Origin of the sequence: Phytomonospora sp. NPDC050363, assembly GCF_040655735.1 — a bacterium.
Lineage (GTDB): Bacteria > Actinomycetota > Actinomycetes > Mycobacteriales > Micromonosporaceae > Phytomonospora.
Genome location: NZ_JBFAKK010000010.1, coordinates 287,494 through 312,663 on the forward strand (window position 1 = coordinate 287,494; position 25,170 = coordinate 312,663).

23 protein-coding genes and 3 pseudogenes are annotated in these 25,170 nt (G+C 70.4%); 16 read left to right on the plus strand and 10 right to left on the minus strand.

The annotated features are described in order from the left end of the window. Positions 1-16 precede the first annotated feature (16 nt). From AB0I28_RS26630 to AB0I28_RS26650, 5 genes are all read left to right on the plus strand, one after another. Positions 17-1,006: an NAD-dependent epimerase/dehydratase family protein gene (locus AB0I28_RS26630; RefSeq protein WP_357497724.1), complete on the plus strand. Its 990-nt coding sequence runs from the start codon at positions 17-19 to the stop codon at positions 1,004-1,006. Between the two features lie 90 nt (positions 1,007-1,096). Beyond that, on the plus strand, positions 1,097-1,480 hold the full coding sequence (locus tag AB0I28_RS26635) for a YccF domain-containing protein (RefSeq protein ID WP_357497726.1): 384 nt from the start codon (positions 1,097-1,099) through the stop codon (positions 1,478-1,480). Continuing rightward, positions 1,477-2,487 (plus strand): helix-turn-helix domain-containing protein, encoded by a 1,011-nt coding sequence (locus AB0I28_RS26640; protein ID WP_357497728.1) that lies wholly within the window; start codon positions 1,477-1,479, stop codon positions 2,485-2,487. The genes AB0I28_RS26635 and AB0I28_RS26640 overlap by 4 nt, the downstream gene beginning before the upstream one ends. Further along, positions 2,484-3,068 carry a cysteine hydrolase family protein gene (locus AB0I28_RS26645; RefSeq protein ID WP_357497730.1) on the plus strand — a complete coding sequence of 195 codons (585 nt, stop codon included), beginning with the start codon at positions 2,484-2,486 and terminating at the stop codon, positions 3,066-3,068. Before AB0I28_RS26640 ends, AB0I28_RS26645 begins: the two co-directional genes overlap by 4 nt. 32 nt (positions 3,069-3,100) lie before the next feature. Beyond that, positions 3,101-3,844, plus strand: coding sequence for a hypothetical protein (locus tag AB0I28_RS26650; RefSeq protein WP_357497732.1), 744 nt, complete (start codon positions 3,101-3,103; stop codon positions 3,842-3,844). Positions 3,845-3,925: 81 nt separating this feature from the next. Here AB0I28_RS26650 and AB0I28_RS26655 read toward each other — a convergent pair. Both AB0I28_RS26655 and AB0I28_RS26660 read right to left on the minus strand, forming a co-directional pair. After that, positions 3,926-4,279 (minus strand): annotated as a pseudogene (locus AB0I28_RS26655) (RtcB family protein); the annotation flags it as partial. A gap of 82 nt (positions 4,280-4,361) precedes the next feature. After that, on the minus strand, positions 4,362-4,880 hold the full coding sequence (locus AB0I28_RS26660; RefSeq protein ID WP_357497734.1) for a MarR family transcriptional regulator: 519 nt from the start codon (positions 4,878-4,880) through the stop codon (positions 4,362-4,364). A gap of 118 nt (positions 4,881-4,998) precedes the next feature. Between AB0I28_RS26660 and AB0I28_RS26665 the strand changes: the two genes are divergently transcribed. Continuing rightward, positions 4,999-5,925, plus strand: a complete 927-nt coding sequence (locus AB0I28_RS26665; RefSeq protein ID WP_357497736.1) for an EamA family transporter — start codon at positions 4,999-5,001, stop codon at positions 5,923-5,925. Between the two features lie 46 nt (positions 5,926-5,971). Further along, the gene (locus AB0I28_RS26670) at positions 5,972-7,771 is read left to right on the plus strand and encodes an ABC transporter ATP-binding protein (protein ID WP_357497738.1); all 1,800 of its coding nucleotides are present in this window, start codon (positions 5,972-5,974) and stop codon (positions 7,769-7,771) included. A 7-nt stretch (positions 7,772-7,778) separates the two neighbouring features. On the opposite strand, the gene AB0I28_RS26675 is transcribed toward AB0I28_RS26670, so the two are convergent. Beyond that, entirely contained in the window at positions 7,779-8,810 is a 1,032-nt protein-coding gene (locus AB0I28_RS26675) for a sigma-70 family RNA polymerase sigma factor (RefSeq protein WP_357497739.1), read from the minus strand. Positions 8,811-8,882: 72 nt separating this feature from the next. On the opposite strand from AB0I28_RS26675, the gene AB0I28_RS26680 reads away from it, so the two are divergent. Continuing rightward, the gene (locus AB0I28_RS26680; RefSeq protein WP_357497741.1) at positions 8,883-9,704 is read left to right on the plus strand and encodes an alpha/beta hydrolase; all 822 of its coding nucleotides are present in this window, start codon (positions 8,883-8,885) and stop codon (positions 9,702-9,704) included. Positions 9,705-9,810: 106 nt separating this feature from the next. Here the strand turns inward: AB0I28_RS26680 and AB0I28_RS26685 are convergent, their stop codons facing one another. Further along, a complete protein-coding gene (locus AB0I28_RS26685; protein ID WP_357497743.1) occupies positions 9,811-10,281 on the minus strand; it encodes an Lrp/AsnC family transcriptional regulator in 471 nt (156 codons plus the stop codon). An 86-nt stretch (positions 10,282-10,367) separates the two neighbouring features. Here AB0I28_RS26685 and AB0I28_RS26690 point away from each other — a divergent pair, with 86 nt between their 5' ends. Beyond that, a complete protein-coding gene (locus tag AB0I28_RS26690) occupies positions 10,368-11,339 on the plus strand; it encodes an EamA family transporter (RefSeq protein WP_357497745.1) in 972 nt (323 codons plus the stop codon). Positions 11,340-11,354: 15 nt separating this feature from the next. On the opposite strand, the gene AB0I28_RS26695 is transcribed toward AB0I28_RS26690, so the two are convergent. After that, the gene (locus AB0I28_RS26695; RefSeq protein WP_357497746.1) at positions 11,355-12,857 is read right to left on the minus strand and encodes a SulP family inorganic anion transporter; all 1,503 of its coding nucleotides are present in this window, start codon (positions 12,855-12,857) and stop codon (positions 11,355-11,357) included. A gap of 337 nt (positions 12,858-13,194) precedes the next feature. On the opposite strand from AB0I28_RS26695, the gene AB0I28_RS26700 reads away from it, so the two are divergent. From AB0I28_RS26700 to AB0I28_RS26715, 4 genes are all read left to right on the plus strand, one after another. Next, entirely contained in the window at positions 13,195-14,232 is a 1,038-nt protein-coding gene (locus AB0I28_RS26700; protein ID WP_357497748.1) for an acyl-CoA desaturase, read from the plus strand. A 99-nt stretch (positions 14,233-14,331) separates the two neighbouring features. Continuing rightward, positions 14,332-14,634 (plus strand): DUF6458 family protein, encoded by a 303-nt coding sequence (locus tag AB0I28_RS26705; RefSeq protein WP_357497750.1) that lies wholly within the window; start codon positions 14,332-14,334, stop codon positions 14,632-14,634. A gap of 48 nt (positions 14,635-14,682) precedes the next feature. Next, on the plus strand, positions 14,683-14,865 hold the full coding sequence (locus tag AB0I28_RS26710) for a hypothetical protein (RefSeq protein WP_357497752.1): 183 nt from the start codon (positions 14,683-14,685) through the stop codon (positions 14,863-14,865). A gap of 182 nt (positions 14,866-15,047) precedes the next feature. After that, a complete protein-coding gene (locus tag AB0I28_RS26715; protein ID WP_357497754.1) occupies positions 15,048-16,046 on the plus strand; it encodes an aldo/keto reductase in 999 nt (332 codons plus the stop codon). A gap of 8 nt (positions 16,047-16,054) precedes the next feature. Here the strand turns inward: AB0I28_RS26715 and AB0I28_RS26720 are convergent. The 5 genes and pseudogenes from AB0I28_RS26720 to AB0I28_RS26740 form a co-directional block, all read right to left on the minus strand. Then, positions 16,055-16,462, minus strand: a pseudogene (locus AB0I28_RS26720) (NUDIX domain-containing protein); the annotation flags it as partial. 126 nt (positions 16,463-16,588) lie between these two features. Further along, positions 16,589-19,075: a collagenase gene (locus AB0I28_RS26725; protein ID WP_357497756.1), complete on the minus strand. Its 2,487-nt coding sequence runs from the start codon at positions 19,073-19,075 to the stop codon at positions 16,589-16,591. 195 nt (positions 19,076-19,270) lie between these two features. Next, on the minus strand, positions 19,271-19,939 hold the full coding sequence (locus AB0I28_RS26730) for a response regulator transcription factor (RefSeq protein WP_357497758.1): 669 nt from the start codon (positions 19,937-19,939) through the stop codon (positions 19,271-19,273). Positions 19,940-20,014: 75 nt separating this feature from the next. Beyond that, positions 20,015-20,968: a LysR family transcriptional regulator gene (locus AB0I28_RS26735; RefSeq protein ID WP_357497760.1), complete on the minus strand. Its 954-nt coding sequence runs from the start codon at positions 20,966-20,968 to the stop codon at positions 20,015-20,017. A gap of 64 nt (positions 20,969-21,032) precedes the next feature. Next, complete coding sequence (locus tag AB0I28_RS26740; protein ID WP_357497762.1) at positions 21,033-21,980, minus strand: alpha/beta hydrolase; 948 nt, start codon at positions 21,978-21,980, stop codon at positions 21,033-21,035. Between the two features lie 34 nt (positions 21,981-22,014). On the opposite strand from AB0I28_RS26740, the pseudogene AB0I28_RS26745 reads away from it, so the two are divergent. The 3 genes and pseudogenes from AB0I28_RS26745 to tyrS form a co-directional block, all read left to right on the plus strand. Next, positions 22,015-22,461 (plus strand): annotated as a pseudogene (locus AB0I28_RS26745) (DUF6624 domain-containing protein); the annotation flags it as partial. A gap of 72 nt (positions 22,462-22,533) precedes the next feature. Then, a complete protein-coding gene (locus AB0I28_RS26750; protein ID WP_357497792.1) occupies positions 22,534-23,205 on the plus strand; it encodes a DNA-3-methyladenine glycosylase in 672 nt (223 codons plus the stop codon). After that, positions 23,202-24,452: a tyrosine--tRNA ligase gene (tyrS, locus tag AB0I28_RS26755; RefSeq protein WP_357497764.1), complete on the plus strand. Its 1,251-nt coding sequence runs from the start codon at positions 23,202-23,204 to the stop codon at positions 24,450-24,452. Before AB0I28_RS26750 ends, tyrS begins: the two co-directional genes overlap by 4 nt. Positions 24,453-25,170 lie beyond the last annotated feature (718 nt).

Here is a 25,170-nt window from a genome sequence, read left to right on the forward strand (position 1 = left end):
GCGAAGGACCAGCACCATGCGCCTGCTCGTACTCGGCGGCACCGTCTACCTCTCCAAGACCGTCGCCGCCCACGCCGTCGCCCGCGGCCACGACGTCACCGTCGCCACCCGCGGCAAGACCGGAGAAGCCCCCGACGGCGTCACCCGCCTCACCATCGACCGCTCCACCCCCGAGGGACTCGAACCACTGCGCGGCAAGACCTTCGACGCCGTCGTCGACGTCACCCGCTTCCCCGACCAGGTCCAGAACACCCTCGAAGCCCTCGCCGGAAACGTCGGCCACTGGACCTTCGTCTCCACCTGCAGCGTCTACAACGACGACGCCACCCCCGGCCAGACCCCCGCCACCGCCCTCACCCACGAACCCACCCCCGACGACAGCGGCGACCCCGCCATGGAGCTCTTCGGCCCCAGCAAGGTCTCCTGCGAGAACCAGATCCGCGACCGCCTCGGCGACAAGGCCTTCATCGTCCGCCCCGGCCTCATCGTCGGACCCGGCGACCGCGGCGACCGCTTCGGATACTGGCCCCGGCGCATCGCCGAAGGCGGCGAGATGCTCGCGCCCGGCGACTCGAGCGAGAACATCCAGTACATCGACGTCCGCGACCTCGCCGACTGGATCCTCGACGCCGCCGAGAACGGCACCACCGGCACCTACGACGCCATCTGCCCGCCCATCTCCCGAGGCGCGTTCCTCGACCAGATCGCCACCGCCCTCGACGCCGACGTCACCTTCACCTGGGTGCCGCAAGACCTCCTCACCGAACACGAGGTCGCGCCCTGGATGGGCGAGCAGTCCCTCGGCCTGTGGCTCCCACTGCCCGAATACGCCGGCTTCATGAACCGCGACGTCACCGCCTCCGTCGCCGCCGGCATGAAGATCAGGCCCCTCGGCGAGACCGCGCTCGCCTGGCGCGACGCCGCCGGACCCGACCCCGCCCTGCGCGCGGGCATCACCCGCGAGAAGGAGAGCGAGATCCTCGCCGCCTTCCACAAGAACGCCTGACCGCCACGGCGGCGGCCCCGGCGGGCCGCCGCCGTGACTTTCAGTGGGATCCCCGATGCCCTCCGGCCCGATGTCGAGGATCATTGGAGAGTGAAGACGATCCTGAACCTCATCTGGCTGGTCCTGTCCGGCATCTGGCTGGCCATCGGCTACGCCGTCGCCGGAGTCATCTGCTTCATTCTCATCGTCACCATCCCCTTCGGCATCGCCAGCTTCCGCATCGCCGGATACGCCCTGTGGCCCTTCGGCCGCGCCGTCATCCGCGATCCGCAGGCCGGTGTCATGTCGTCCATCGGCAACGTCATCTGGTTCATCGTCGCCGGACTCTGGCTCGCCATCGGGCACATCGTCGCCGGCATCGCCCTGTGCGTGACCATCATCGGGATCCCCCTGGGCGTCGCCAACTTCAAGATGGTCCCCGTCTCGCTCTTCCCGCTCGGCGCGCGGATCGTCGAGTCCGACAGCTACCTGTGACCCGCGCCGCGGTCGTCCTCTTCGACGGCACGCCCCTGTTCGAGGACTCCGTGCCGATCCGCGTCTTCGGGGCCCTGCGCGCCGAGGTCACCGTCGTCGCCCACCACAACGGGACCGCGATCACCACCGCCGACGGCCTCACCGTCTCCACCCCCGGCGCCCACGCCGACATCGAGACCGCCGACATCGTGATCGTCCCCGCCTACGGCATCCCCGTCGAAGCCCCGCCGCGCCCCGACGTCCTCGACGCCATCCGGACCGCCCACACCACCGGCGCCGAGATCGTCGGCCTGTGCCTCGGCGCCTTCGTCATAGCCGCCACCGGACTACTCGACGGCCGCGCCGCCACCACCCACTGGAACCAGGCCGCCGCCCTCTCCCGCCTGCACCCCGCCGTCGACGTCCGCCTCGACGAGCTCTACGTCCAGGAAGACCGCGTCCTCACCTCCGCCGGAAGCGCCGCCGGGCTCGACGCCTGCCTCCATCTCATCCGCAGGCTGCACGGAGCCGAGGCCGCCGCCCACATCGCCCGCCAACTCGTCGTCGCCCCACACCGCGACGGCGGCCAGGCACAGTACGTCGAACATCCCCTCCCACGACCCGCCACCGGCGACCCCATCGCCGAAACCCTCACCCACCTCCTCGCCGACCTCACCGCACAGCACAACGTCGACGACCTCGCGAGGCGCGCACGCATGAGCCGCCGCTCCTTCGACCGCCACTTCCGCGCCACCACCGGCACCACCCCGGCCCAATGGATCCGCCACCAGCGACTCCTCGCCGCCCAGCGACTCCTCGAAGAGACCGAGCTGCCGATCGAAGCCGTGGCAAGACGATGCGGCCACCCGACCGCCGCCGCCCTGCGCGGCCACTTCACCGAGGCCTTCGGAGTCACCCCAGGGGTCTACCGCCGCACCTTCCACGTCCCGGTTGGCGGAGAACCGCCCCTGCCTGGCCGACGCACACCTCGCGCCACACCCCACCCCCGGCCCATCCTGGACCCATGACCCACGCCCTCATCGTCATCGACGTCCAGAACGAATACGAGACCGGGAAACTCCCCATCTCCCACCCACCCGTCGCCGACGCGCTCGCCAACATCACCGCCGCCCTCGACGCGGCCCCCGCGCGCGGCGCCAAGGTCGTCGTCGTCCAGCACGACGCCCCCGCCGGAGCCCCGATCTTCGCCCCGGGAACCCCGACCTGGGAACTCGACCCCGCCATCGCCTCCCGCCCGCGCGACCACCTCGTGCACAAGACGACGGCCTCGTCATTCCACGGCACCGACCTGGGGGAGTGGCTCGACGCCAACGGCGTCACCACCGTGACCCTCGCCGGCTTCATGACGCAGAACTGCGTCCTCGCCACCGCCTTCGACGCCGCCGCCCGAGGACTCACCGTCGAGATCCTTTCCGACGCGACCGGCGCCATCAGCCTGGAGAACGCTGCGGGGTCGGCGGACGCGAAGACCGTGCACGAGACACTGATGACGGTGTTCGCGTCGAACATCGCCGCCGTCGGCACGACGGCGCAGTGGGTGAAGGGCGAGGAGCTGGGGCGGTCGAACCTGGTGGCGAGCGTGCGTTGACGAGGGGGCGGAGTGGGGGCTCGCCTTTTTGTGTGATCTCGGTCACCGAAAAGTACCGGTTTCACATCGGACAGAAAGGCAAGATCACCGTCGAACTCAACGCCCGAGACCATCCCGTCCTCGAAGCCTTCCAGCGCATCGTGCTGCCGTTGCCTTCCAGTATCCGGACCCGAACCCGCGCCACGAACTTCTCCGCCGAACACACCAGTGCCGTCTGGACCCTCTGCGCGCTCGACGCCCGGCGCCAGCTGCTCGCACTCGGACTCCCCACCGGCCCCAAATCCAGCACCATCGCCCCACCCGCCCCCGACTACAGCCGGATCGACTATCTCCGCGCGCTCGTGGACGCCGATGGCTCGCTCGGATTCACGGCCAAGGGATATCCCTTCCTCGGGTTCGTCACCGCGAGTCAAGCGCTCGCCGATTACTTCTGTGCCGAGGTGCTGCGGCTGACCGGTGCGGTGAGGATGGCCCGACGCAACAAGCGTGACCATGTCTTCAACCTGATGGTGGCGATGGAACCGGCATGCGTCTTGGCGTCGCTGCTCTATGACGGCGATCCGATCGCCATCCCGCGCAAGCGGGAAGCCGCCGGGCGTCTCGCGGATTGGCGGAGGCCGGCCACGATGCGGGCGCCTGCCGTTCGCCGCCGGTGGACGCCCGAAGAGGATGCGATCGTGCGGCGCTCGTCCGAGGTTGAAGCGGCGGAAGCGCTGGGTCGGACACGCGCATCGATCGCCATGCGACGGATGAGGCTGGGGCGCGTCGTTCGCTGAGCGGCTGTCGAGCACCGCCGTGTCCGGCACAGTCGCTCCTGACCATCAACCCTTGATCGTCAGGATCTTGAGGTGGTCGGTGTCCACGGAACGCTTGTGCATGTTGAACCCGACGGGGATGGCCGCCTCGATCGCGCTGCGGAGGCGCCCGAGGTCGTCGGGCAGGTCCTCGGCGGTCAGCGAGGTCAGCTGGGCCGTCATCCCGCACCCGATGTCGACGCCCACGGCGGCCGGTGACACGGCGCCGCGCATGGCGATCACCGACCCGACGGTGGCGCCGAGTCCGTAGTGGACGTCGGGCATGACCGCCAGTCCCTGAACCCAGGGGAGGGCGGCGATGTTCTGCAGCTGCGCCAGCGCCTGTTCCTCGACGGAGTCGCGGTCGGCCCACAGTCGGATCGGGGCGGCTTTCCCCACAAGCTCCTGAAACGGCATCGCGAACCTCCCTCGGTCGTCCTACATGCGTTGCCACGCATGATTTTGCGGCGGGGGGGGCTCGCTCGCCGCCACCGATTTGTCAGGCGATCGGCTCGTCGTGGAATCCCTTGTGGAGCTTGCGAAGCAGGCCGGCCAGGGTCTCCTGTTCGGTGGGGGTGAGGGTGTCGAGGACTTCGTGCTGCACGTCGAGTCCCGCGGCGACGGCCTTTCCGACGGCTTCGCGCCCGGCGTCGGTGAGGCGGACGCGCAGCCCGCGGCGGTCGTTGGGGTCCGGGAGGCGTTCGACGAGTCCGTTGCGCTCCAGCTTGTCGAGCCGGCCGGTGAGCCCGCCCGAGCTGAGCATGAGCGTCGCGGCGATCTGCTTCGGCGAGAGGGTGTAGGGCTCGCCGGAGCGGCGGATGCTGGCGATGACGTCGAACTCGGCGCGCCCGATGCCGTAGGCGAGGTAGACGGGTTCGAGGCGCTGGAGGGTGAGTCGTGAGACGCGGTGCACGCGGCCGAAGATCTCCATCGCGTCCAGCCTGAGCTCGGGCGTCTCCCGGCTCCACTGCCCGATGATCCGGTCGACGGCGTCTTCTTCGGCCTGTTCGGAATCCATCTCTCCACCTTCGGTGCGCTGGGACACTCCCATACTAGCTTGACATCAAGTATCTTGAAGCTAAGCTACTTGATATCAAGTAAAACATCCTCAAGCTAAACCACCCCGAGGACACACCGTGAACGGTCAAGCCCGCGCGATCGCGCTCACCGCCATCGCCCCGATCACCTGGGGCACCACCTACGTCGTCACCACCGAGCTCCTCCCACCCGACCGGCCCCTCCTCACCGCCCTGCTCCGCGCGCTGCCCGCCGGACTGATCCTGCTCCTGGTCGGCCGGACCCTCCCGAGCGGCAAGTGGTGGTGGCGGTCGGTGACGCTGGGCATGCTCAACATCGGCGTCTTCTTCGCCCTGCTCTTCGTCGCCGCCTACCGGCTCCCCGGCGGCGTCGGCGCCGTCGTCGGCGCGGCCGGCCCGCTCGTCGTGGTCGGCATGTCGGCCCTCCTGCTCGACCAGCGCGTCCGGCTGCGGCCGGTCCTGCTCGGCATCGCCGGCGTCTCGGGCGTCGCCATGGTCGTGCTCACCGCCAGCGCGAAACTCGACCTCCTCGGCGTCGCGGCCGGCCTCGCCGGAACGGTCGCCATGTCGACCGGCACGGTCCTGGCCAAGCGCTGGGGCCCGCCTCCCGGAGTCAAGGTCAGCGCCTTCGCCGGCTGGCAGCTGGTCTCCGGCGGCCTGTTCCTCCTGCCGCTGGCCTTCCTCGTCGAAGGAGCCCCGCCGGCCTTCACGACCATCAACCTCGCCGGCTACGGCTACCTCGCCCTGATCAACACCGGCCTGGCCTACTGGCTCTGGTTCCGCGGTGTCTCGCTGCTCTCCCCGATCCCGCTGACCTTCCTCGGCCTGCTCAGCCCGCTCACGGCGACGGTCGTCGGCTGGGTCGTCCTCGGACAGGCGCTCACCCCGCTCCAGACGCTGGGCATGCTCGTGGCCTTCGGCGCGATGGTCCTCGGTCAGCGACCGCCCCGGCCGATCGCCCCCGCCGTGGTGATTCCGGAGACTGTGACGGGTGAACACAGGACGCTCTCAGCGTCGCGGACGTAGCCTTCCGCTCGCACCGCATCCCGACGCCCACGAGTGGATGGACACCATGGCCGCTGTTGAACAGGACATTCCGCAGCCCAGAGGCCGTGCCCGGCTGGGTCTTCCCAGAGGCGAGCTGACCGGCGCGACCTGGCGGGCGCTGTGGGTCTACATCCGGCCGCACCGGACCGTGATCCTGGTCAGCGGCGTGCTGGGCCTGATCGGGAGCATGGCGGGCCTCGTGCAGCCGCTGGCCGCGAAGTGGCTGGTGGACGACCTCGGAACCGGTGCGAACCTGACCGGTTCGCTCCTGCTGCTGTCGGGAATGGTGGTCGCCGGCGCGCTCATCAGCGCGGTCAGCAACTACGTGCTGGAGCGCACGGCCGAGTCGGTCATCCTGTCGGCGCGACGCAGGCTCGTGGGCCGCCTGCTGCGACTGCGGGTCCCCGCGGTCGAGGCGGCCGAGCCCGGCGACCTGATGTCGCGGGTCACCTCCGACACGACGCTGCTGCGGCAGGTGAGCACGCAGGCGGTGGTCTCGGGCGTCACCTCCGCGATCACGCTGGTCGCCACGGTGATCATGATGTCCTTCATGGACGTGGTCCTGCTCGGTGTGACCGTCGGGGTCCTCGGGCTCGTCGGCGTCGTGGTGAGCCTGGTGATGCCGCAGATCGCGCGGGCGACGAAGGAGTCGCAGGTCGCGGTCGGCAAGATCGGCGCCGCGCTGGAGCGGATGCTCGGCGCGTTTCGCACGGTGAAGGCATCGGGCGCCGAGGACCGCGAGGAGGCGCGCATCCAGGTCGCCGCCGAGGTCGCGTGGACGGCGGGGATCAAGGCCGCGCGCTGGCAGTCCCTCATCGGCGCGACGGCCGGCCTCGCCGTGCAGATCTCGTTCCTGGCCGTGCTCGGCGTCGGCGGCGCGCGGGTGGCCTCCGGCGGCATGTCGATCGCCTCGCTGATCGCCTTCCTGCTCTACCTGTTCTACCTGATCCCCTCGATCGCGGGCATCGTGCGCGCGGTGAGTCAGCTCCAGGTCGGCGCGGCGGCGATCTCGCGGATCAACGAGGTCGACTCGATGGAGGTGGAGGAGTTCGCGCCGGTCGACCGGACCGTTCCCGCCTCGACGGCGCCGGGCCGGGTCACCTTCGAGGCCGTGCGCTTCCGCTACCGTCCCGACCTGCCCGACGTGCACCACTCGGTCACCTTCGACGTCCCGGCCGGCGGTATGACCGCCTTCGTCGGCCCCTCGGGCGCGGGCAAGACCACGGTGTTCTCACTGATCGAGCGCTTCTACGAGCCCAGTGACGGCCGCGTGCTCCTCGACGGCGTCGACGTGCGCGACTGGCCGGTGCGGGACCTGCGGGCGGCCATCGGCTACGTCGAGCAGGACGCCCCGGTCCTGTCGGGGACCCTGCGCGACAACCTCACCTTCGGCGCCCCCGACGTGAGCGACGAGGCCATCGACGAGGTCCTGCGCCGCACCCGCCTCGACGGCCTCATCGAGCGCCTCCCCGAGGGCGTGGAGACGGTCGTCGGCCACCGGGGCAGCAAGCTCTCCGGCGGCGAGCGCCAGCGTGTGGCCGTGGCCCGCGCGCTGCTGCGCAGGCCGAGGCTGCTGCTGCTCGACGAGGCGACGTCCCAGCTCGACGCCGTCAACGAGGCCGCGTTGCGTGACACCGTCGCCGACGCCGCCCGCACGACGACTGTGCTGGTGGTCGCCCACCGGCTCTCGACGGTGACGATGGCCGACCGCATCGTCGTGATGGATGCCGGCGAGGTCCGCGCGGTGGGCACGCACGCCGAGTTGGTCGCCGGTGATCCGCTGTACGCCGAGCTGGCCGCGACGCAGTTCCTGGCCACCGTCTGAGGCGCGGTCAGGCGAGGTCGTCCGGCAGGCCGAAGGCGGTGAAGTTCTCCGCGCCGAGGAAGGACGTCAGCTCGGCGACGCGGCCGTCGCGGATCGTGAAGACGGTGATCGACCAGGGGAAGTGGCGTCCGACGGCCGGGTCGAGGCGGTAGCCGGCGACGGCGGGCTGGCCGTTGGCGCTGACGGGTATGTGCCGCCAGCCTCCGCAGCTGGTGAGCGGTACCTGCACGGCGAAGTCGAGGACGGCGTCGATGCCCTGGTACCAGTGCGGCATGGGCGGCATCGACCACGTGACGTCGGCGGTGAGCAGACTGACGAGCGTGTCGGCGTCACCGCGTTCGAGGGCTGCGGAGAAGTCGGCGACGATCTCGCGGATCCGGGCGTCCTCGACGGTGCGCAAGGTCTGCTGTTGTGTGCGGGCGGGGATCTTGTCGGCGACGACGCGGCGGGCGCGGGCGAGCGCGGAGTTGACCGAGGCGACGGTGGTCTTCATCGTGCCGGCGATCTCGGCGGCGCTGAAGCCGAGGACCTCGAAGAGGAGGAGCGCCGCGCGCTGGTTGCCCGGGAGATGCTGGAGGGCGGCGACGTAGGCGAGTTCGACGGCCTCGCGCTGCTCGTAGCGGGCGGCGGGTCCGGTGGGGGAGTCGCCGAGGGCGGTGTCGGGGTACGGACCGAGCCAGGGGATGTCGTAGTCGAAGGCGTCCGGGCTGACGGCCCGGTCGCTGGAGGGGCCGAGGTCGACGGGCATGGCGCGGCGGGTGCGGCCCTGGAGGGCGTCGAGGCAGGTGCGTGTGGTGACGGTGTATAGCCAGGTGCGCAGGCTGCTGCGGCCCTCGAAGCGGGGTAGGGCGCGCCAGGCGCGCAGGAGGGCGTCCTGGAGGGAGTCGTCGGCGTCGTGGACGGAGCCGAGCATGCGGTAGCAGTGGGCGTGGAGTTCGGGCCGGAGCGGTTCGACGAGGCGGGTGAAGGCGCTGTTGTCGCCGAGGCGCGCGCGTGCCAGGTCGGTGTCCGGTTGATCTGTGGAGAAAACCTCGCTCACAGCGACGATTCTGCCCGACGAGTCCGGTCTACCTTTCGACCGAGTCGAGAACGCTCCTCCAGGAGGCACCAGATGAACACCGTCCCGAAGACCGGATTCCTCGACGTCCCCGGCGCTCGCCTGCATTACGAGGTGCGTGGCGCGGGTCCGCTCGTGGTCCTGGTCGGCGCGCCTATGGACGCGCGTGGGTTCGAAGGTCTGGCGGATCTGCTCGCCGTGGACCACACCGTGCTGACCACCGATCCGCGCGGGATCTTCCGCAGTGTCGTCGAGGATCGTTCGCTGGAATGCCCTCCGGACCTGCGGGCCGATGACCTGTCGCGGCTGATCGCGCACGTCGACGCGGGCCCGGCGGTGCTGTTCGGGTCGAGCGGCGGCGCGGTGAGCGTGCTGGCGCTGGCCCAGGCCCACCCCGAGCAGTTGTCGATGGTGATCGCGCACGAGCCGCCGCTGAACGGCCTGCTGGCCGACCGCGAGGAGATCTTCGCCGCGGCCGACGACGTCGCCAGGACGCATCTGTCGGGCGACGTGGTCGGCGGATGGCGGAGGTTCCTGGCGCTGGCGAACATCGAGATGCCCGAGGAGGTCTTCCAGATGTACTTCGGCGGGGAGCGTGACGCCCAGGCTAAGGCCGACGAGGACTACCAGTACCGGGCGATGTTCGGTCCCTCGATCCGTTTCCGGCCCGATGTGGAGCGGCTGAAGTCGATCGGTGTGCCGGTCGTGGTCGGGATCGGCGACGAGTCGGGCGGCCAGTTGTGCGAGCGGACCTCGGAGGCGCTGGCGGCGCTGCTGGGGGTCGAGCCGACCCGGTTCGCGGGCGGGCACACCGGTTTCGCCGACGATGCGGCGCGTTTCGAGCCGGGCGTGCGCGAGGTGCTCGCCCGGCTCTGAATCGCCGGGACGGCTCCCGGTCGCCGGCGCATAGGTTCCGGGCACAGCCCTTCGGAGCTTGGAGCGGTGACGGGACGGCATCCGGGCGGCGCCGAAGGTGTGACGGTCAGCCGGGTAGTTCGCCGGGGTCGAGGGCCCGTTCGATGACGGTGCGCAGGACGATGGTCGTGCTGGTGGACCGCACCGGGGGAATGGCGCGGACGCGGTCGAGGACCTCGGACAGCTCGGCGGTCCCCGAGACGCGGAGTTTGACCCAGTAGCAGTCCTCGCCGGCGACCTCGTGCACTTCGAGGACCCTCGCTTCGGCGGCCAGCTCCCGGTTGACGACGTCCTTGGCCTTCTGGCCGGGTTCGAAGCGCAGGGCGATGAACGCCGCCGTGCCCGCGCCGACGGCGTCCGGGTCGACGATCGCGCGGTAGCCGCTGATCACGCCGTCGCGTTCGAGTCGCTGCAGGCGGTCGCGGACCGACGGTTCGGACAGTCCGACGGTCCGCGCCAGTGCCCGCACCGTGCTCCTGCCGTCGGCGGTGAGTTCGCGCAGGATCACGCGGTCGACGTCGTCGAGATTTCGCGCCATGTGAGCACTTGCCCTTCCACCCGAGAGGACCTACTGTATCAGAGGTTCAGCGCCGCTATGGCCTTACTAAAGGAGGGTGGATCCCTATGGAACCTAAGTTGAAGCAGGGATTTCGCTCCTGGTTGCCATGGCTGGCGCTGGTCACCGTGTGGATCGTGTGGGGCTCGACCTACCTCGGCATCCAGGTCGCCATCGAGACGATGCCGCCGCTTCTCATGGCCGGGTTCCGCTTCATCATCGCCGGAGCGGTGATGTTCGCGATCGTCGGCCGGCGGCACGCCACCGGCGTCCACCGTCTCACCGTGCCGCAACTGCGGTCGACGGCGATCATCGGCACGCTCATGCTCGCCGGCGGCAACGGCGGCGTCAGCTTCGGCGAGACCACCGTCGACTCCGGGCTCGCCGCCCTCATCGTCGCGACCGTCCCGGTGTGGATGGTCCTGATCAACGCCTTCGCCACCAAGACCCGCGTCACCGCGAGCATGATCCTCGCCCTGGCGCTCGGCACGATCGGCGTCGGCATCCTCGTCGGCGGGCCCGGCTCGACCGTCGACACCACCGGCGCGGTCATCGTGCTGGTCGCCTCGATCTGCTGGGCGACCGGCTCGGTCTACGCCCGGCGAGCGCCGCTGCCCGCCCACCCGCTCGTGACCGCCTCGCTCGAAATGCTCGCCGGCGGGCTCGTGCTCGTCGCCGCCGGAGCCGTCGCCGGCGAGTTCGGACGACTCGACGTCACGGCGATCTCCTCGGCCTCGCTCGCCGGCTTCCTGTGGCTCGTCGTCGCCGGGTCGATGATCGCCTTCACCGCGTACGGCTACGCCAACGCCACCCTCCCCAACGACACCGTGGCGACCTACGCCTACGTCAACCCGGTCGTGGCCGTCGCCCTCGGTGCGCTGTTCGCCCAGGAGGTGCTCAGCGCGAACCTGCTGATCGGCGGCGCGGTGATCGTCGGGGCCGTCGTGCTCATCGTCGCCGGCAGGGCCCTCTCCCGGCGCCTGCGGGGGCGAGCCGCGTTGAAGGACGCGTCCCGCCAGGAGCCCGAGCGGGTCGCCTGACCCTCATGGGAGCCCTCAGTGCCCGGCACCGAGGTGGCCGGAGAGTTTCTCGTGGATGGCGTGACTCGGCTTGTTCAGTCCGGTGATCTCCGCTTCGACGCCATTGCGCGCGTACTTGGCCACGACCTGGTCGAGCACCGCCACCGCCGAGGCGTCCCACACGTGGGCGTCGGAGAGGTCGATGACGACCTTGGGTGGATCGCCGGTGTAGTCGAAGGCGCCGAGCAGCTCGTTGGTCGAGGCGAAGAAGAGCTCGCCGGTCACCGCGTAGACGCGCACGCCGCCGTCGGGGTCGAGCACGCTCGTCACCTCGGCGAGGTGGGCGACCCGGCGCGCGAACACGATCGCGGCGACCAGGACACCGGCCAGAACCCCGATGGCGAGGTTGTGCGTGGCCACGACAACGCCGACGGTCAGCAGCATGACGATGGTCTCGCCGACGGGCATCCGGCGCAGCGTCCGGGGCTTCACCGACGACCAGTCGAAGGTCACGATCGATACGAACACCATGACCGCGACGAGCGCGGCCATCGGGATCAGGGCCACCACGTCGCCGAGCGCGACCACCAGGATCAGCAGGAACACGCCCGCCGACAGCGTGGACAGCCGGGTACGGGCGCCGGACTTCACGTTGATCATCGTCTGGCCGATCATCGCGCAGCCGGCCATGCCGCCGAAGAAGCCGGTGACCACATTGGCGATGCCCTGTCCCCGTGCCTCACGGCCCTTGCGGGAAGGGGTGTCGGTGGCGTCGTCAACGAGCTGAGCGGTCAGCAGCGACTCCAGCAGACCGACGGCGGCCAGCGTCAACGAGAACGGCGCGATCACCGCGAGCGTGCCGAGGCTGAACGGCACGTCCGGCAGGACCGGGAACGGCAGGCTGTCGGGAAGCTCGCCCATGTCGCCGACCGTGGGCACCACCGTCGCGGTCACCACCGTGAAGATCGTCAGCGCGATGATCGCGACCAGCGGCGCCGGGACGAATCTCGTGACGTGGGGGATCCGCGGCAGGCCGAAGATGATGAGAAGACCGACCCCGACGAGCACGTAGACCTGCCAGCCCTTGCCGGTCAGGTGCGGCAGCTGCGCCATGAAGATCAGGATGGCCAGCGAGTTGACGAAGCCGGTCATCACCGAGCGCGGAATGAAGCGCATCAGCTTCGCCACACCCAGCGCGCCCAGCGCGATCTGGACCACACCGGCCAAGACCGTCGCCGCCAGCAGGTACTCCACACCGTGCGACTGGACCAGCGGCGCCGCGACCAGGGCCATCGCGCCCGTCGCCGCCGAGATCATCGCGGGACGCCCGCCGGTGAAGGCGATCGACACCGCCATCGTGAACGACGCGAACAACCCGACCCGCGGATCCACACCCGCGATGATCGAGAAGGAGATCGCCTCCGGGATCAAGGCGAGCGCGACAAGGAGCCCGGCGGTCAGGTCGGTGCGCGGATCGGACCACCAGGCTGCGCGGACGCCGCGCCAGGTGAGGCCGGCGAACGGGGCACGGTTGAACATGCGGACCTTTCGAAAAGGGGGACGCGGTCGTCTCGGCGGAGCGCTCCGAGCCGCGATCGGCGCCGACGCTGCGCCTGGGATGCGCCGGCCGGCACCCGGCCGTCGCCGGGTTCGACCTCGCCGGCGGCGATCACCCGCCCGCTCGACACGCGCGCCGAACTCTACCCGCCGGGTCGCTCCCCGCGTCCGTCCGCGTCGCGGATGAGGCGGGTGTTACGTCCCGAGATGCCGGAACCCGCCGGTGTCGTGACCCGAGAGTCCCGGCGTCTCGCGTATCCTGGAGACCTCAAGGTCGCCCCGGTCCCCGGTGATGAGACCTCTATGAAGGGCCGGGTTCGTGACCGCCGAAACCGTTCCACCTCCAGTCGTGGCGCGCCTCGACCATGGATACTCCGAACTTCTCAAGCGAGTGCGCGGTGAAGGACTCCTGCGCAGGCGCCCGATCTTCTACTCCGCGCTGATCGCCGTCGTCGTCGGCATGCTCGCCGGCGGCATCGTGTTGTCGGCCGTCATCGGCGACTCCTGGTGGCAGCTGGCCATGGCGCCGTACTTCGCCGTGGTGTTCGCCCAGCTCGGGTTCCTCGGGCACGAGGCCGGGCACCGCCAGATCTTTCGCGGCAAGCGCGCCAACGACACCGCCGGCCTGCTCTTCGGCAACCTCGGCATCGGCCTTGCCTTCGGGTGGTGGATCGACAAGCACCGCAGGCACCACACCGACCCCAACGACGTCGAGCACGACCCCGACGTCGGCGGCGAGGCGATCGCCTTCACCGTCGTGCAGGCCCGCGCCCGCGGCCGTGCCGGCCGTCTCCTCGCCCGCTACCAGGCCTGGTTGTTCTTCCCGATGCTCCTGCTCGAAGGGCTCGCACTGCACGTGGCGAGCGTGCGGGCCGTCGCCCGGCCGGGGTACCGCCGGCGCGGTCTCGAGATCGCCCTGCTCAGTGCTCACGTGCTCATCTCGGTGGCCGTGGTCCTCATGGTCATGTCGCCGCTGAAGGCCCTCGCCTTCATCGCGCTCCAGCAGGGCCTGTTCGGCGTGTACCTGGGGTGCGCCTTCGCGCCCAACCACAAGGGCATGCCGATGGTCGCGCGCCAGGACCGGCTCAGTTTCCTGGCGCGGCAGGTGCTGACCACCCGCAACGTGACCGGGACGAGGTTCAACGAGGTCCTCCTCGGCGGCCTCAACTTCCAGATCGAGCACCACCTGTTCCCGAACATGCCCCGCGTGGCCTTGCGGCACGCGCAGCCGATCGTGCGGCGGCATCTGGCCGAACAGGGCCTGCCGTACCACGAGACGAGTCTCGTGGGCTGCTACCGGCTGGCGCTCGGGCACCTCGACAGCGTCGGCCGGCAGGCCGCCGAACCGGCCGGCTGAGCGGTCGCAAAACGACTCCGAAGGGCTGAAATACCACCCGGGTAAGGGATTGCGGGTCCAGGCGGGTTCAAAACCGCCGCGTACGGGTACCCACGGTGCATGGGTCTTGGAGCAGCAGTCTTCCTGATCGTGCTCGGCGCGATCCTCACATTCGCACTCGACTGGCAGTTGGCCGGCATCGATCTCGACGTCGTCGGCTGGATCTTCATGCTGGCCGGCGTCGTGTGGGCCGCGTTCATCGTCTACGGCTGGAACCGCCGCCGCGCGGCGCGTCCCGCCGACGTCGTCGAAGAGCACCGATACCCCCGCACCGTCGTCGAGGAGCGCGTTGTCCGCGACGACCCCAACCGTGCGGCCGCGCCCCGGCCGCTCGATGAGCGGGATCGCCCCGACTACCGGTGATCCCCTCCCCGTAAATCCCCTCGCCCCCTCAGCCCCCCGGAGCAGCCCATGTTCGCCATCATCGCCGCCGTCCTGTTCGGACTCGCGCTCATCCTCGACATCGCCAACGCCGGACTCGGCGACGTCATCACGGCAGGGACCCTGGTCACCGCCGGGCTCCTGTTCGTCGCCCTGCACCTGGGCGCCCCGCTGTCGGGCGGGCGGCCCTGGAACCGGCGCGGCCGCCGATAACGGCGCAACGACCACCTGTGCCCCTCCCGCTGCGTTCGGGAGGGGCACAGGTCGTTCCACGTCCAGACCAGGCGGCGGGCCGCGCTCGACCGCACGCGGTTCACCCGACCCGTCGTTCGGGCGCCGCCGTGTCCCTCACCACTTCCCCCGCGAACCCCGCCGCCCCGGAGTACAACTGCCGGATGGATTACACACGTCTCGGCGGCACCGGCATGACCGTCTCCCGCGTCTGCCTCGGCATGATGTCCTTCGGCGACCCCGCCCGCAGCGCCTGGGCGCTGCGCGAACCCGAGGCCGAGCCATTGGTGCGGGCGGCCGTCGACGGTGGCGTGACCTTCTTCGACACCGCCAACGTCTACTCGACCGGCGCCAGCGAGGTCGTCACCGGTCGCCTGCTGCGAAAGCTCTTCGCACGGCGTTCCGACTACGTCCTGGCCACCAAGGTGGGCCTGGCCATGTCGGACCGGCCCAACGACCGCGGGCTGTCCCGCAAGCACGTCTTCGACTCCATCGACGACTCGCTGCGCCGGCTGGGCACCGACTACGTCGACCTCTTCCAGATCCACCGCCTGGACCCGCACACGCCCGCCGAGCAGGTGATGGAGACGCTCAACGACGTGGTGCGCTCGGGCAGGGCCCGCTACGTCGGCGCCTCGTCCATGGCGGCCTGGGAGTTCGCGAAGCTCCAGCACATCGCCGAGTCGCGAGGGCTCACCAGGTTCGTCTCCATGCAGAACCACTACAACCTCGCCTACCGCGAGGAGGAGCGCGAGATGCTTCCCCTGTGCGCCGACCAGAGCGTCGGGGTCATCCCGTGGAGCCCGCTGGCACGCGGGTTGCTGGCGCGGCCCTTCGACTCGGCGGCCACCACGCGCACCCAGCACGACGCGGGGCTGGCGCTTCGCTACGGCGACGTCGACATGAAGCCGGTCGTCGACGCCGTGACCGAGGTCGCCGGCAAGCGGGGACTGCCGCAGGCGCAGATCGCCCTCGCGTGGCTGCTCCACCAGCCCGGCGTGGACGCCCCGATCGTCGGGGCCACCCGCCTGGGGCACATCACCGATGCGCTCGCCGCCGTCGACGTGGAGCTCGGCGCCGACGAGCTCGACGCGCTGGAGGCGCCCTACCGGCCGCTTCCGCCGATCGGCGTCGAGACCCGTGCGGGAGCGCGCAAGGCCTGACCCTCGCGTCACCGACCGGTGAGCGCCAGCCCGTCGACCGCCGCGGGTGACAGCGTCGTCGCGTCGAGGTCGGCGAAGGGCAGCCACGCCACCTCGGCGGCCGAGCCGTCGACTTCGGTCACGCGCGGTTCGCCGGCGGCGAGTTCGGCGCCGTAGAACAGGGCGACCAGGTGCCAGGTGACGCCGAGCCGGGTGGCGGTGTAGGTGCGCGTGTCGAGGAGGCGGGCGTCGAGCAGGGCGAGTCCGGTCTCCTCGCGCAGTTCGCGGGCGAGGGCCTCGTCGGGCTGCTCACCGGGGTCGACGCCGCCGCCGGGAAGGTGCCACAGGCCGGGTTCGAAGATCGCCGAGGTGGCCGAGAGTCGGGAGAGCAGGATCCGGTCGCGGTCGTCGGTGACCACGGCGTAGACGGAGACGCGGGTGCGGGGTGCGGTGTCCAAGGTGTTCCTCCCGGAAGCGGGGCGTGGTCACCACGGTAGTGATCACGGCGCGGGCCGCCCACCGACTCCGGAGAACCGGTGGGCGGCCCGCGCCGTGGGAGGCTGTCAGTACTGGGTGCGGACGGTGACGCCGGAGCAGGCGCTCGTCGCGTAGAGGCTGACGTAGTGGTAGCCGGCGGCGGGGTTGTTGACGGTGATCGACTCGGAGTTGCCCGAGGCGGTGGAGCGCTGGTGGTAGGAGCCGGTGGTCGCCCAGCTCGACGCGCTGTAGTAGAGGTCGCAGTTGCCGCTGCCGCCGGTCGAGGTGATCGTCAGGCGGGTGGTCCCGGCGGGAACGGTCAGGTAGAGGTAGGAGTAGTTGCCGGTGGTCGCCGACAGTCCGGTGCGCTGGCAGTTCTTGCCCAGGACGCGGGTGTCGGAGCCGGGGCAGGTCGGCAGGTCGCCGCCGCCTCCCGTGACGGTGACGGACTTGGTGACGCTCGCGGAGAGTCCGGCGTTGTCGGTGACGGTCAGCCGGACGCTGTAGGTGCCGGCGGTGTAGGTCTTCGACGGGTTGGCGGCCGTGGACGTGGTGCCGTCACCGAAGCTCCAGGCGCGGGCGGTGATCGTGCCGTCGGCGTCGGTGGAGCGGTCGGTGAAGGCGACGGTGAGGCCGTTGGCGGTGTGGGTGAAGTCGGCGGTGGGCGCGGTGCCCGGGGAGGTCCCGCCGCAGCTTCCGGCCGCGCAGGCGGCCAGCCAGGTGCGCCAGTCGGCGTCGTAGCGCGTGCCGATGGTGGTCTTGAGGTGGGTGCGCGCCGCCTGCCAGTTGCCCGACCGGTAGTGCCCGAGGACGGTGGTCATGTCGGCCCGGTGGGACTGCATCATGTACCGCGCGGCGAGGTAGCCCCACGAGTAGATGCGGGTGGAGTCGGCGTTGTCGTAGGTGGTGTCGAACAGGGTGCTCAGCGCGTAGGTGCCCTTGCCCGCCTCGGTGATGGCCGCGGTGTAGGGGACGTTGCGGTAGCCGTAGGAGACGTACTCGGCGAAGCCCTCGATCCACCAGATGGTCGGGGTGGACACGCCCGCGGTGAAGTCGCCGTACATGTTGAAGCGGCCGTCGAGGTAGTGGGTGTACTCGTGGTTGAGGTTCCAGATCTGGAAGACCGGCCGCACCCACTCGGCCTCGTAGGCGATGAAGCGCGGCACGTTGCCGGTCGCCGAGGGGTCGCCTTCGAGGTACATGCCGCCGTTGTTGGTGTCGATGTCGAACAGGATTCCGGCGTAGGTCTGGTAGTCGGTGCTGGAGTCGAAGACGACGACCTCCAGGCTGCTGTTCTTGTCGCCGGCGACGGGGCCGGGGTCCTGGGCGATGTTGTGGAAGTAGGCGTCCTGGTTGGCCAGACTGGAGCAGGTCGCCGACAGTTCGGCCGCCGAGATCTGCTGGGCGCGGATCTTCAGCGTGGCGCTGCAGGTGTGGTTGACCGGCAGCGCGGCGGCGGCGACGCGGGTCTTCAGGTCGCAGGTGCCGTAGTAGGAGCAGTTGGCGTTGTCGTAGTAGTAGGTGGCCGAGGCCGCCGCGATCCACAGTGGAGCGGTGCGGCCGCTGATCGACGACTGGCCGAGCAGTCCGCGGATCTGCGGCCGGACCTTGGCCTGGAGCCCGGCGTACTGGAGGAAGCGGCCGAGTTCGAGCCCGGCGTTGCTGTCGAGGTAGGAGTTGTCCCCGCCGAGCAGGGAGGTCCAGCGCACGGCGAAGTCGTAGAGGGTGTCCAGGACGCTCGGGTCGGCCTGCACCGCGGCCGCGAAGCCGCTGACACTGTGCCCGGCGAACAGGATGTAGTAGACGTTGTTGACGGCGTTGACCATCCACCAGTAGCCGTCGTAGCCGCTGTTGTAGGCGCTGAGCAGGCGCCGGACGACGTAGAGGTAGCGGATGTTCTCGTCGCTGCTGTCGATGAGCGTGACCGACTCGGCGAGGGTCTCCCCGTTGACGTCGTTGACGTCACCGGAGTGGGAGTTGGCGAAGAAGGCGTCGAGCGCCGCGCGGATCGCCGTCTGCAGCGTCGGACCGTACTGGCCGACCGTGCCCGGCTGGTAGAACTGCACGTAGTACCCGGCGCGCAGGTAGAGGACCAGTTGCGCGGTGCCGGCGTTGTTCGTGCCGTCGTAGTAGAGGGCGTTGTCGCGGTATCCGTAGGCGACGCTGGTCATCTGCGCCTCGCGGAAGGCGAGGCGGGCGCTGTCGCCGGTCAGCGAGAAGAGCGTGTTGACGCACGCGGTCGTCGTCGACTCGATGAACTGCACCAGGGCGGTCCCGGTGCGGCTGGTGAAGTCGGAGACGGAGCAGTCGGCGACCGCTAAGGGCGCGGCCTCACTCTCGGGTTCGCTGCGCAGGTGGTCGTCGGTGGCGGGGATCGGCGCCCGCTCGTCGAGGGGCGTGCGCACGCCGGTGTCCGACGGGGGTGCGTCCGCGGTGGAGGCCAGCGGCGGCCGGCTGTCTCCAGCGGGACCGGCGGGGTCGGCCGCCGCCGGGGCGGCCGGGACGGTGGCCAGCGAGGCCGCCAGCACCATCGGCAGCAGCCCGTAGGCGACGCGGATCAGTTTCGCTTTCACAGGGTTCTCCGGGGATGGCCGCCGACCTGCCGATCGGCGAAAGGACCGTCCAATATGGCATGTGACATATCATTGTTGCTTACATTGCCACCTGGGCGGGACGGCCGCGGATGGGCCGTGTCGCAGGAGCGTAACGACGCGTTCGGGGCCCGGCAACCGATCTTGAGGAACGCTTGAGGTGGGGCCCACCGGCCCTCAACCCGCCTGGAGACGCACCCCGACATTGCGGACGGTGTGCAGGTGGCGGGGCCTCGCCGCCGACTCGCCGAGCTTGCGGCGCAGACAGCTCAGATGCACGTCGATCACCCGGTCGTGGCCCGCGTAGGGCTCGCACCACACCGCCGCCACCAGATCCTCGCGCGAGACCACCTCGCCCGCCCGCGCCGCGAGATAGGCCAGGAAGTCGAACTCCAGCCGCGACAGCGACAGCGCCCGGCCGTCGCAGACCGCACGCCGGGCCGCGAGGTCCACCGTGATCCCGCCGACGGTGAGCACGCGAGGCACCGGCCGCGCCCGCCGCAACGCCACCCGCACGCGAGCGGCCAGATGCGCCCGCGTGAACGGCGCGATGAGGAAGTCGTCGGCACCGTCCTCGACGAAGCGCACCGCCAACTCCTCGCCGTCGGCGCCGGCCAACGCGACCACCGCGCAACCCGAGCGCGACCCGAAGACCGCCAGCGGCGCCGGGTCGGGCGGCAGACGCACGTCGACCAGGACGAGATCGAGCGCGACGGCGTCGGCCACGGCCAGCGCCGCCCGCGCGTCGCGCCGCACGTGCAACCGGTGGCCCGCGCCGGTCAGGGCGCGCTCGATGGCCGCCGACGCCGTGGCCGGGGCCGCGGCGAGCAGGATGTTGGCTGACATGCGCCATTGTGGACACGCGCCGTTCACCCGGGCAAGATCGCCGCACCGGATGCTATGCCCGGTCATAGCACCAGGTCAGCCCGTCGGGGCCACACGGTTGCGATGCAGCCAGGCCCGAAAGTGCGGAGCCCGCGGAATGAGCTCCCGGTAGACCGAGACCGCGTGGTGATGCAAGGCCGCGGCCAGCGCCGCCCCCGGCCCGTCCACGCGCCAGGCGAGGATGTGCCGGCACCACAGCGGCGACCCGGTCAGCGGTTTCACATTGAGGCCGGCGACCGCGCGCACCGTCGGCTGGCACGCCGTCACCCCCAGCCGCGCGGCGATCATCGCCAGCGTCTGATCCGTGCCGAGGAACTCGTGCGTTGCCGGGGGAGTGAACCCCGCCTCCCGGCACGCCGCGTAGAACACCCCCGGCCAGCCCGCGCCGTCGTCGGGCGTCACGAACCAGGTGTCCCCGGCCAGCTCCGCCAGCGACACCTCCACCCGGTGCGCCAGCGGATGGTCGGCCGGCATCGCCACGAAGGCCGGCTCGGTCGCCACCACCCGGTGCGCGACCGCCGCCGAATGCCGCAGGTCCAGGCCCGGATAGTCCATCGCCAGGGCCACGTCGAGCTCGCCGCCCTCCAGCGCCTCCACCAGGGTGTCGGTGCCGTACACACTGCTGACCGTCACCGAGACGGCGGGAAGGGCATTCCTTAACCTCGCGACCAGTCCGGGCAGGATCGGCGTCGTCGTCGACCCCAGCCGCAGCGTTGTGACCCCCTCCGGGGGACCGGTCGGACGGCGGATGAGCGCGTCGGCGCGGTCGAGGACGTCGCGGGCGCGCTCGACCACGTCGAGACCGTAGGGCGTCAGGCGCACCCCGCCGCTGTCGCGCACGAACAGCGCCTCACCGAAGACCCGCTCGATCCGACGCAGCTGCGTGCTCATCGCCGGCTGGCTCAGACCCATCGCGGCCGCCGCCCGGCCGAGACCGCCGGTGTCCGCGATCGCGCACAAGACGCGCAGGTGGCGCAGCTCCAGTTCCATCGAGCCTCCCGTCACCGCCGCACGTCGGCCAATTATGCGCCCGGTCACCGCCGGGCGCATCCGCTCACCGGGCAGGCAAGGCCCTGGCCACGTCCCGCGCGACCCGCCGCGAAGCCGCGTCGACGGCCGCGGAGACCCCGTGCAAGGTCAGGAAACCGTGGATCATCCCCACCTCGCGACGCGACTCCACCTCGACGCCCGCCGCCCGCAAGCGCTCGGCGTACTCCTCGCCCTCATCACGCAGCGGATCGTGCTCGGCCGACACCACCACCGCCGGCGGCAACCCCGACAGGTCGCGCACCGCCAGTGGCGACACGTCCGGATCACCCCGCCGCGCCGGATCGGGCACCCACTGCTCGGCACCCCACGCCACCGCGTCGGTCGTCAGGCCCCAGCCGACCGCCTTCTCCCGCGTGCTCGGCCGCGACAACGTCAGGTCCGTGTTCGGCGTCACCAGGACCTGCACCGACGGCATCGCCTCACCGCCGTCCCGCAAGCGCAGACACACCATCGCCGCCAAATGCCCGCCCGCGCTGTCACCACCGACACCCGGCACACCCGCGCAACCCAGCTCGCCCACACGCGCCAGCGCCCACCGCGTCACCGCCACCGCGTCCTCGACCGCCGCCGGGAACGGATGCTCCGGCGCCAGCCGGTAGTCCACCGCCAGCACCGACACCCCCGCGGTCGAAGCCAGCTCGCGGCAAGCCCGCTCATGCGTGTCCAGCGAACCGATCGACCACATACCGCCGTGCAGGAACACCAGCAACCGCGTCACCCCCGCCACCGGCCGGTACAACCGCGCCCCGACACCCTCGACAACGAGATCACGCACCTCGGCCATCGCGGGCTCGGCGACCCTCGGACGAGCCGCGGCGCCCGCACGCACCGCCGCCGCACCCCGCTCCCGGAACGTCGGTCCCTCATCGGCGCGCATCGCCGCCACCAGCCTGGCGAGCCCGTCGTCGGCCAGCCCCTCCACCGAAGTCATCAACGGATCATGCCACCGCACGACTCCCGGCCACCGCCGGTGCACACTGGCAACCGTGAACGAAACCGTCCGCGCGGAACTGCTCGCCATGGCCGCCGAAGACAGCCGCGTCCGCGCCGAACTGGCCGCCGACGGCAGCCTCTACGACGGCTACCACCCCCGCATGGCCGCGATCCACCACACCAACGCCCGGCGCCTCGACGCCCTCATCGACGAGCACGGCTGGCCCACCGCCGCCGAGGCCGGCACGGACGGAAACGCCGCCGCCTGGCTCATCGTCCAGCACGCCATCGCCGACCCCGGCCTCCAGCACCGCGTCCACGCCATGAGCACCGGCGGCCCGCCCGCCCAGACCGCCGCGCTCGCCGACCGCATCGCCTTCTTCGAGGGCCGCCCCCAGACCTACGGCACCCAGTTCGACTGGGCCGACGACGGACGGCTGCGCCCCTGGACGATCGACGACCCCGCCACCGTCGACGAACGCCGCGCCGCCGTCGGACTACCGCCCCTCGACCCCAACCCTTCACCCGAGGGAGAGACCCCACCCGCCGACCCTCGACTGCGACGCGCCCACATGTACGTCTGGGCACGCTCGGTCGGCTGGCGCCGGCCCGAACTCGCCGACGTCCTCGAAGACCACGTCACCGTCGCCGCACCACAGCTCCTCGGCTGCGAGGTCACCGCCAACGGCGTCACCATCCGCATCACCGAGGTCGAGGCCTACGCCGGACAGGGCGAAGACCCCGGCTCCCACTCCCACCGCGGCCGCACCCCGCGCAACGCCCCCATGTTCGGACCGCCCGGGCACACCTATGTCTACTTCACCTACGGCATGCACTGGTGCCTCAACATCACCTGCGGACCCGACGGCTGGGCGGCCGGAACCCTACTGCGCGCCGGAGAGGTCATCGCCGGCCACGACCTCGCCCGGACGCGCAGGGGAGAGAAGGTGACCGGCCGCGACCTCGCCCGCGGGCCCGCTCGCCTGGCCAAAGCCCTCGGCGTGACCGGCGCCGACACCGGCACACCCGCCCTCGACGGCTCCGGCCCGGTCCACCTGCGCCCGCCGGCCGACCCTCCCGCCACCTTCGACAACGGCCCGCGCACCGGCGTCGGAGGCGAAGCGGCGGCCACCCCCTGGCGCTTCTGGCTCCCCGGCGAACCCAGTGTCAGCCCCTACCGGCCGCACGCACCGAGAAACCGTTCGCGCACCACCCAGGGGCATAAGCCAGAATCAAGGGCGTGAACATCCTTGACGACCTGCGCTGGCGCGGACTCATCCACGACTCGACCGACCTCGACGCCCTCGGCGAACACCTCGGCGGGCGCATCACCTTCTACGTCGGCTTCGACCCGACAGCCGCCAGCCTCCACGTGGGCCACCTCACCCAGGTGATCACCGCCCGGCGGCTCCAGCTCGCCGGACACCGCCCCGTCCTGCTCGTCGGCGGCGCCACCGGGCAGATCGGCGATCCCCGCGAGACCAGCGAGCGCGTCCTCAACCCCACCGAGGTCGTCGCCGGCTGGGTCGAGAACATCCGCGCCCAGGTCTCACCCTTCGTCACCTACGACGGGGACAACGGCGCCGTCGTCGTCAACAACCTCGACTGGACCGGCCAGATCAGCGCCATCGACTTCCTCCGCGACGTCGGCAAGCACTTCCCGGTCAACCGGATGCTCGCGCGCGAGGTCGTCAAGGCCCGCCTGGAGTCCGGCATCAGCTTCACCGAGTTCTCCTACCAGCTGCTCCAGGCCAACGACTTCTACGAACTCAACCGCCGCCACGGCTGCACGCTCCAGTTCGGCGGCTCCGACCAGTGGGGCAACATCACCGCCGGCGTCGACTACATCCGCCGCAGGGGCGCGGGACCCGTCCACGCCTTCAGCACACCCCTGGTCACGACCGCCACCGGCGCGAAGATCGGCAAGTCCGAAGGCAACGGCACCTGGCTCGACCGCGAACTCACCAGCCCCTACGCCTTCTACCAGCACTGGTTCAACACCGACGACAGCATGATCGGCCTCTACCTGCGCCGCTTCAGCTTCTCCTCCCACGAGGAGATCGAGGAACTCGAGAAGCAGACCGCCGAGCGACCCGCCGCCCGCGCGGCCCAACGCCACCTCGCCGAAGAGCTCACCACTCTCGTCCACGGCGCCGACGAACGCGACCAGGCCGTCGCGGCCAGCCAGGCCCTCTTCGGCCGTGCCGAGCTCGCCGACCTGAAGCCGGCCACGCTCGGCGCCGCGCTCGGTGAGGCGGGACTGACCACTGTGGAAGGCGGGGCGCCGTCGATCGCCGCTCTGTTCAAGGAGAGCGGGCTGGCCAAGAGCCTCTCCGACGCGCGGCGGGCGGTCGCCGAGGGCGGGGCCTACGTCAACAACGTGCGCGTCACCGACCCCGAGGCCACCCTGTCGGGGGACGAACTGCTGCACGGGAAGTACGCGGTTCTGCGTCGAGGCAAGCGCAACATCGCCGGTGTTGAGGTACGCTGAGCAGGAAAGACACCGTCCCGGGGGACGGTGGTCGACTGGGTGGAGCACGGCGCCGGCGGCTAAATCGCTTGCCGTGACCCAGAACTCCCGCCCCCCGATTTGACGCTCCCCAAGGGGCGCGCTAATGTTTACCGAGTCAGCGGGGAACCGGGCAGGAACGGACCGAGGGTCGACAGACCGATCGGGACGGTGACCGGCTCGCTGGCCGCCCGACCAAGAACAGAGCTACATCGTAGGTCTGCTATGGTCAACCTCCCAAGATCTAAACAGACACGAGCTTTCGTGCGCGCCCTGCGGAGCAGGGCCCTCGATCACGGGAACCAAATGGATCAGTCTTCGATTCGATGAATCGTCGGCGCCTCCGTGCGGTTACCGAGGCCGGGAAACACGAAAATCGGATGTGCTAGGTTTAGGGAGTCGCCAAGAAAGCGGCGGAAACGAAGAAGGCCAGCAAGAAAGGCCGGAAAACGGATCTGCTAAGCTTGAGAGGCGAGAAACAGAAAGGCCGGAAACGAAGAAAGGCCCCGAGAACGGGCCGGAAAACGGATCTGGTAGAGTAAGAAACGCAAGACCGGAAAGACAGGCAAGACCAAGTAAGACAAAGACTTGCAAGACGGCAAGATAAAACAAGAGAAAACCTGCCAGTCGGGTTCAGGACTTAGGTCTCGGGCTTTGGTGTGGGTGTGTTGTTTGAGAACTCAACAGGGTGTTTTTGGTC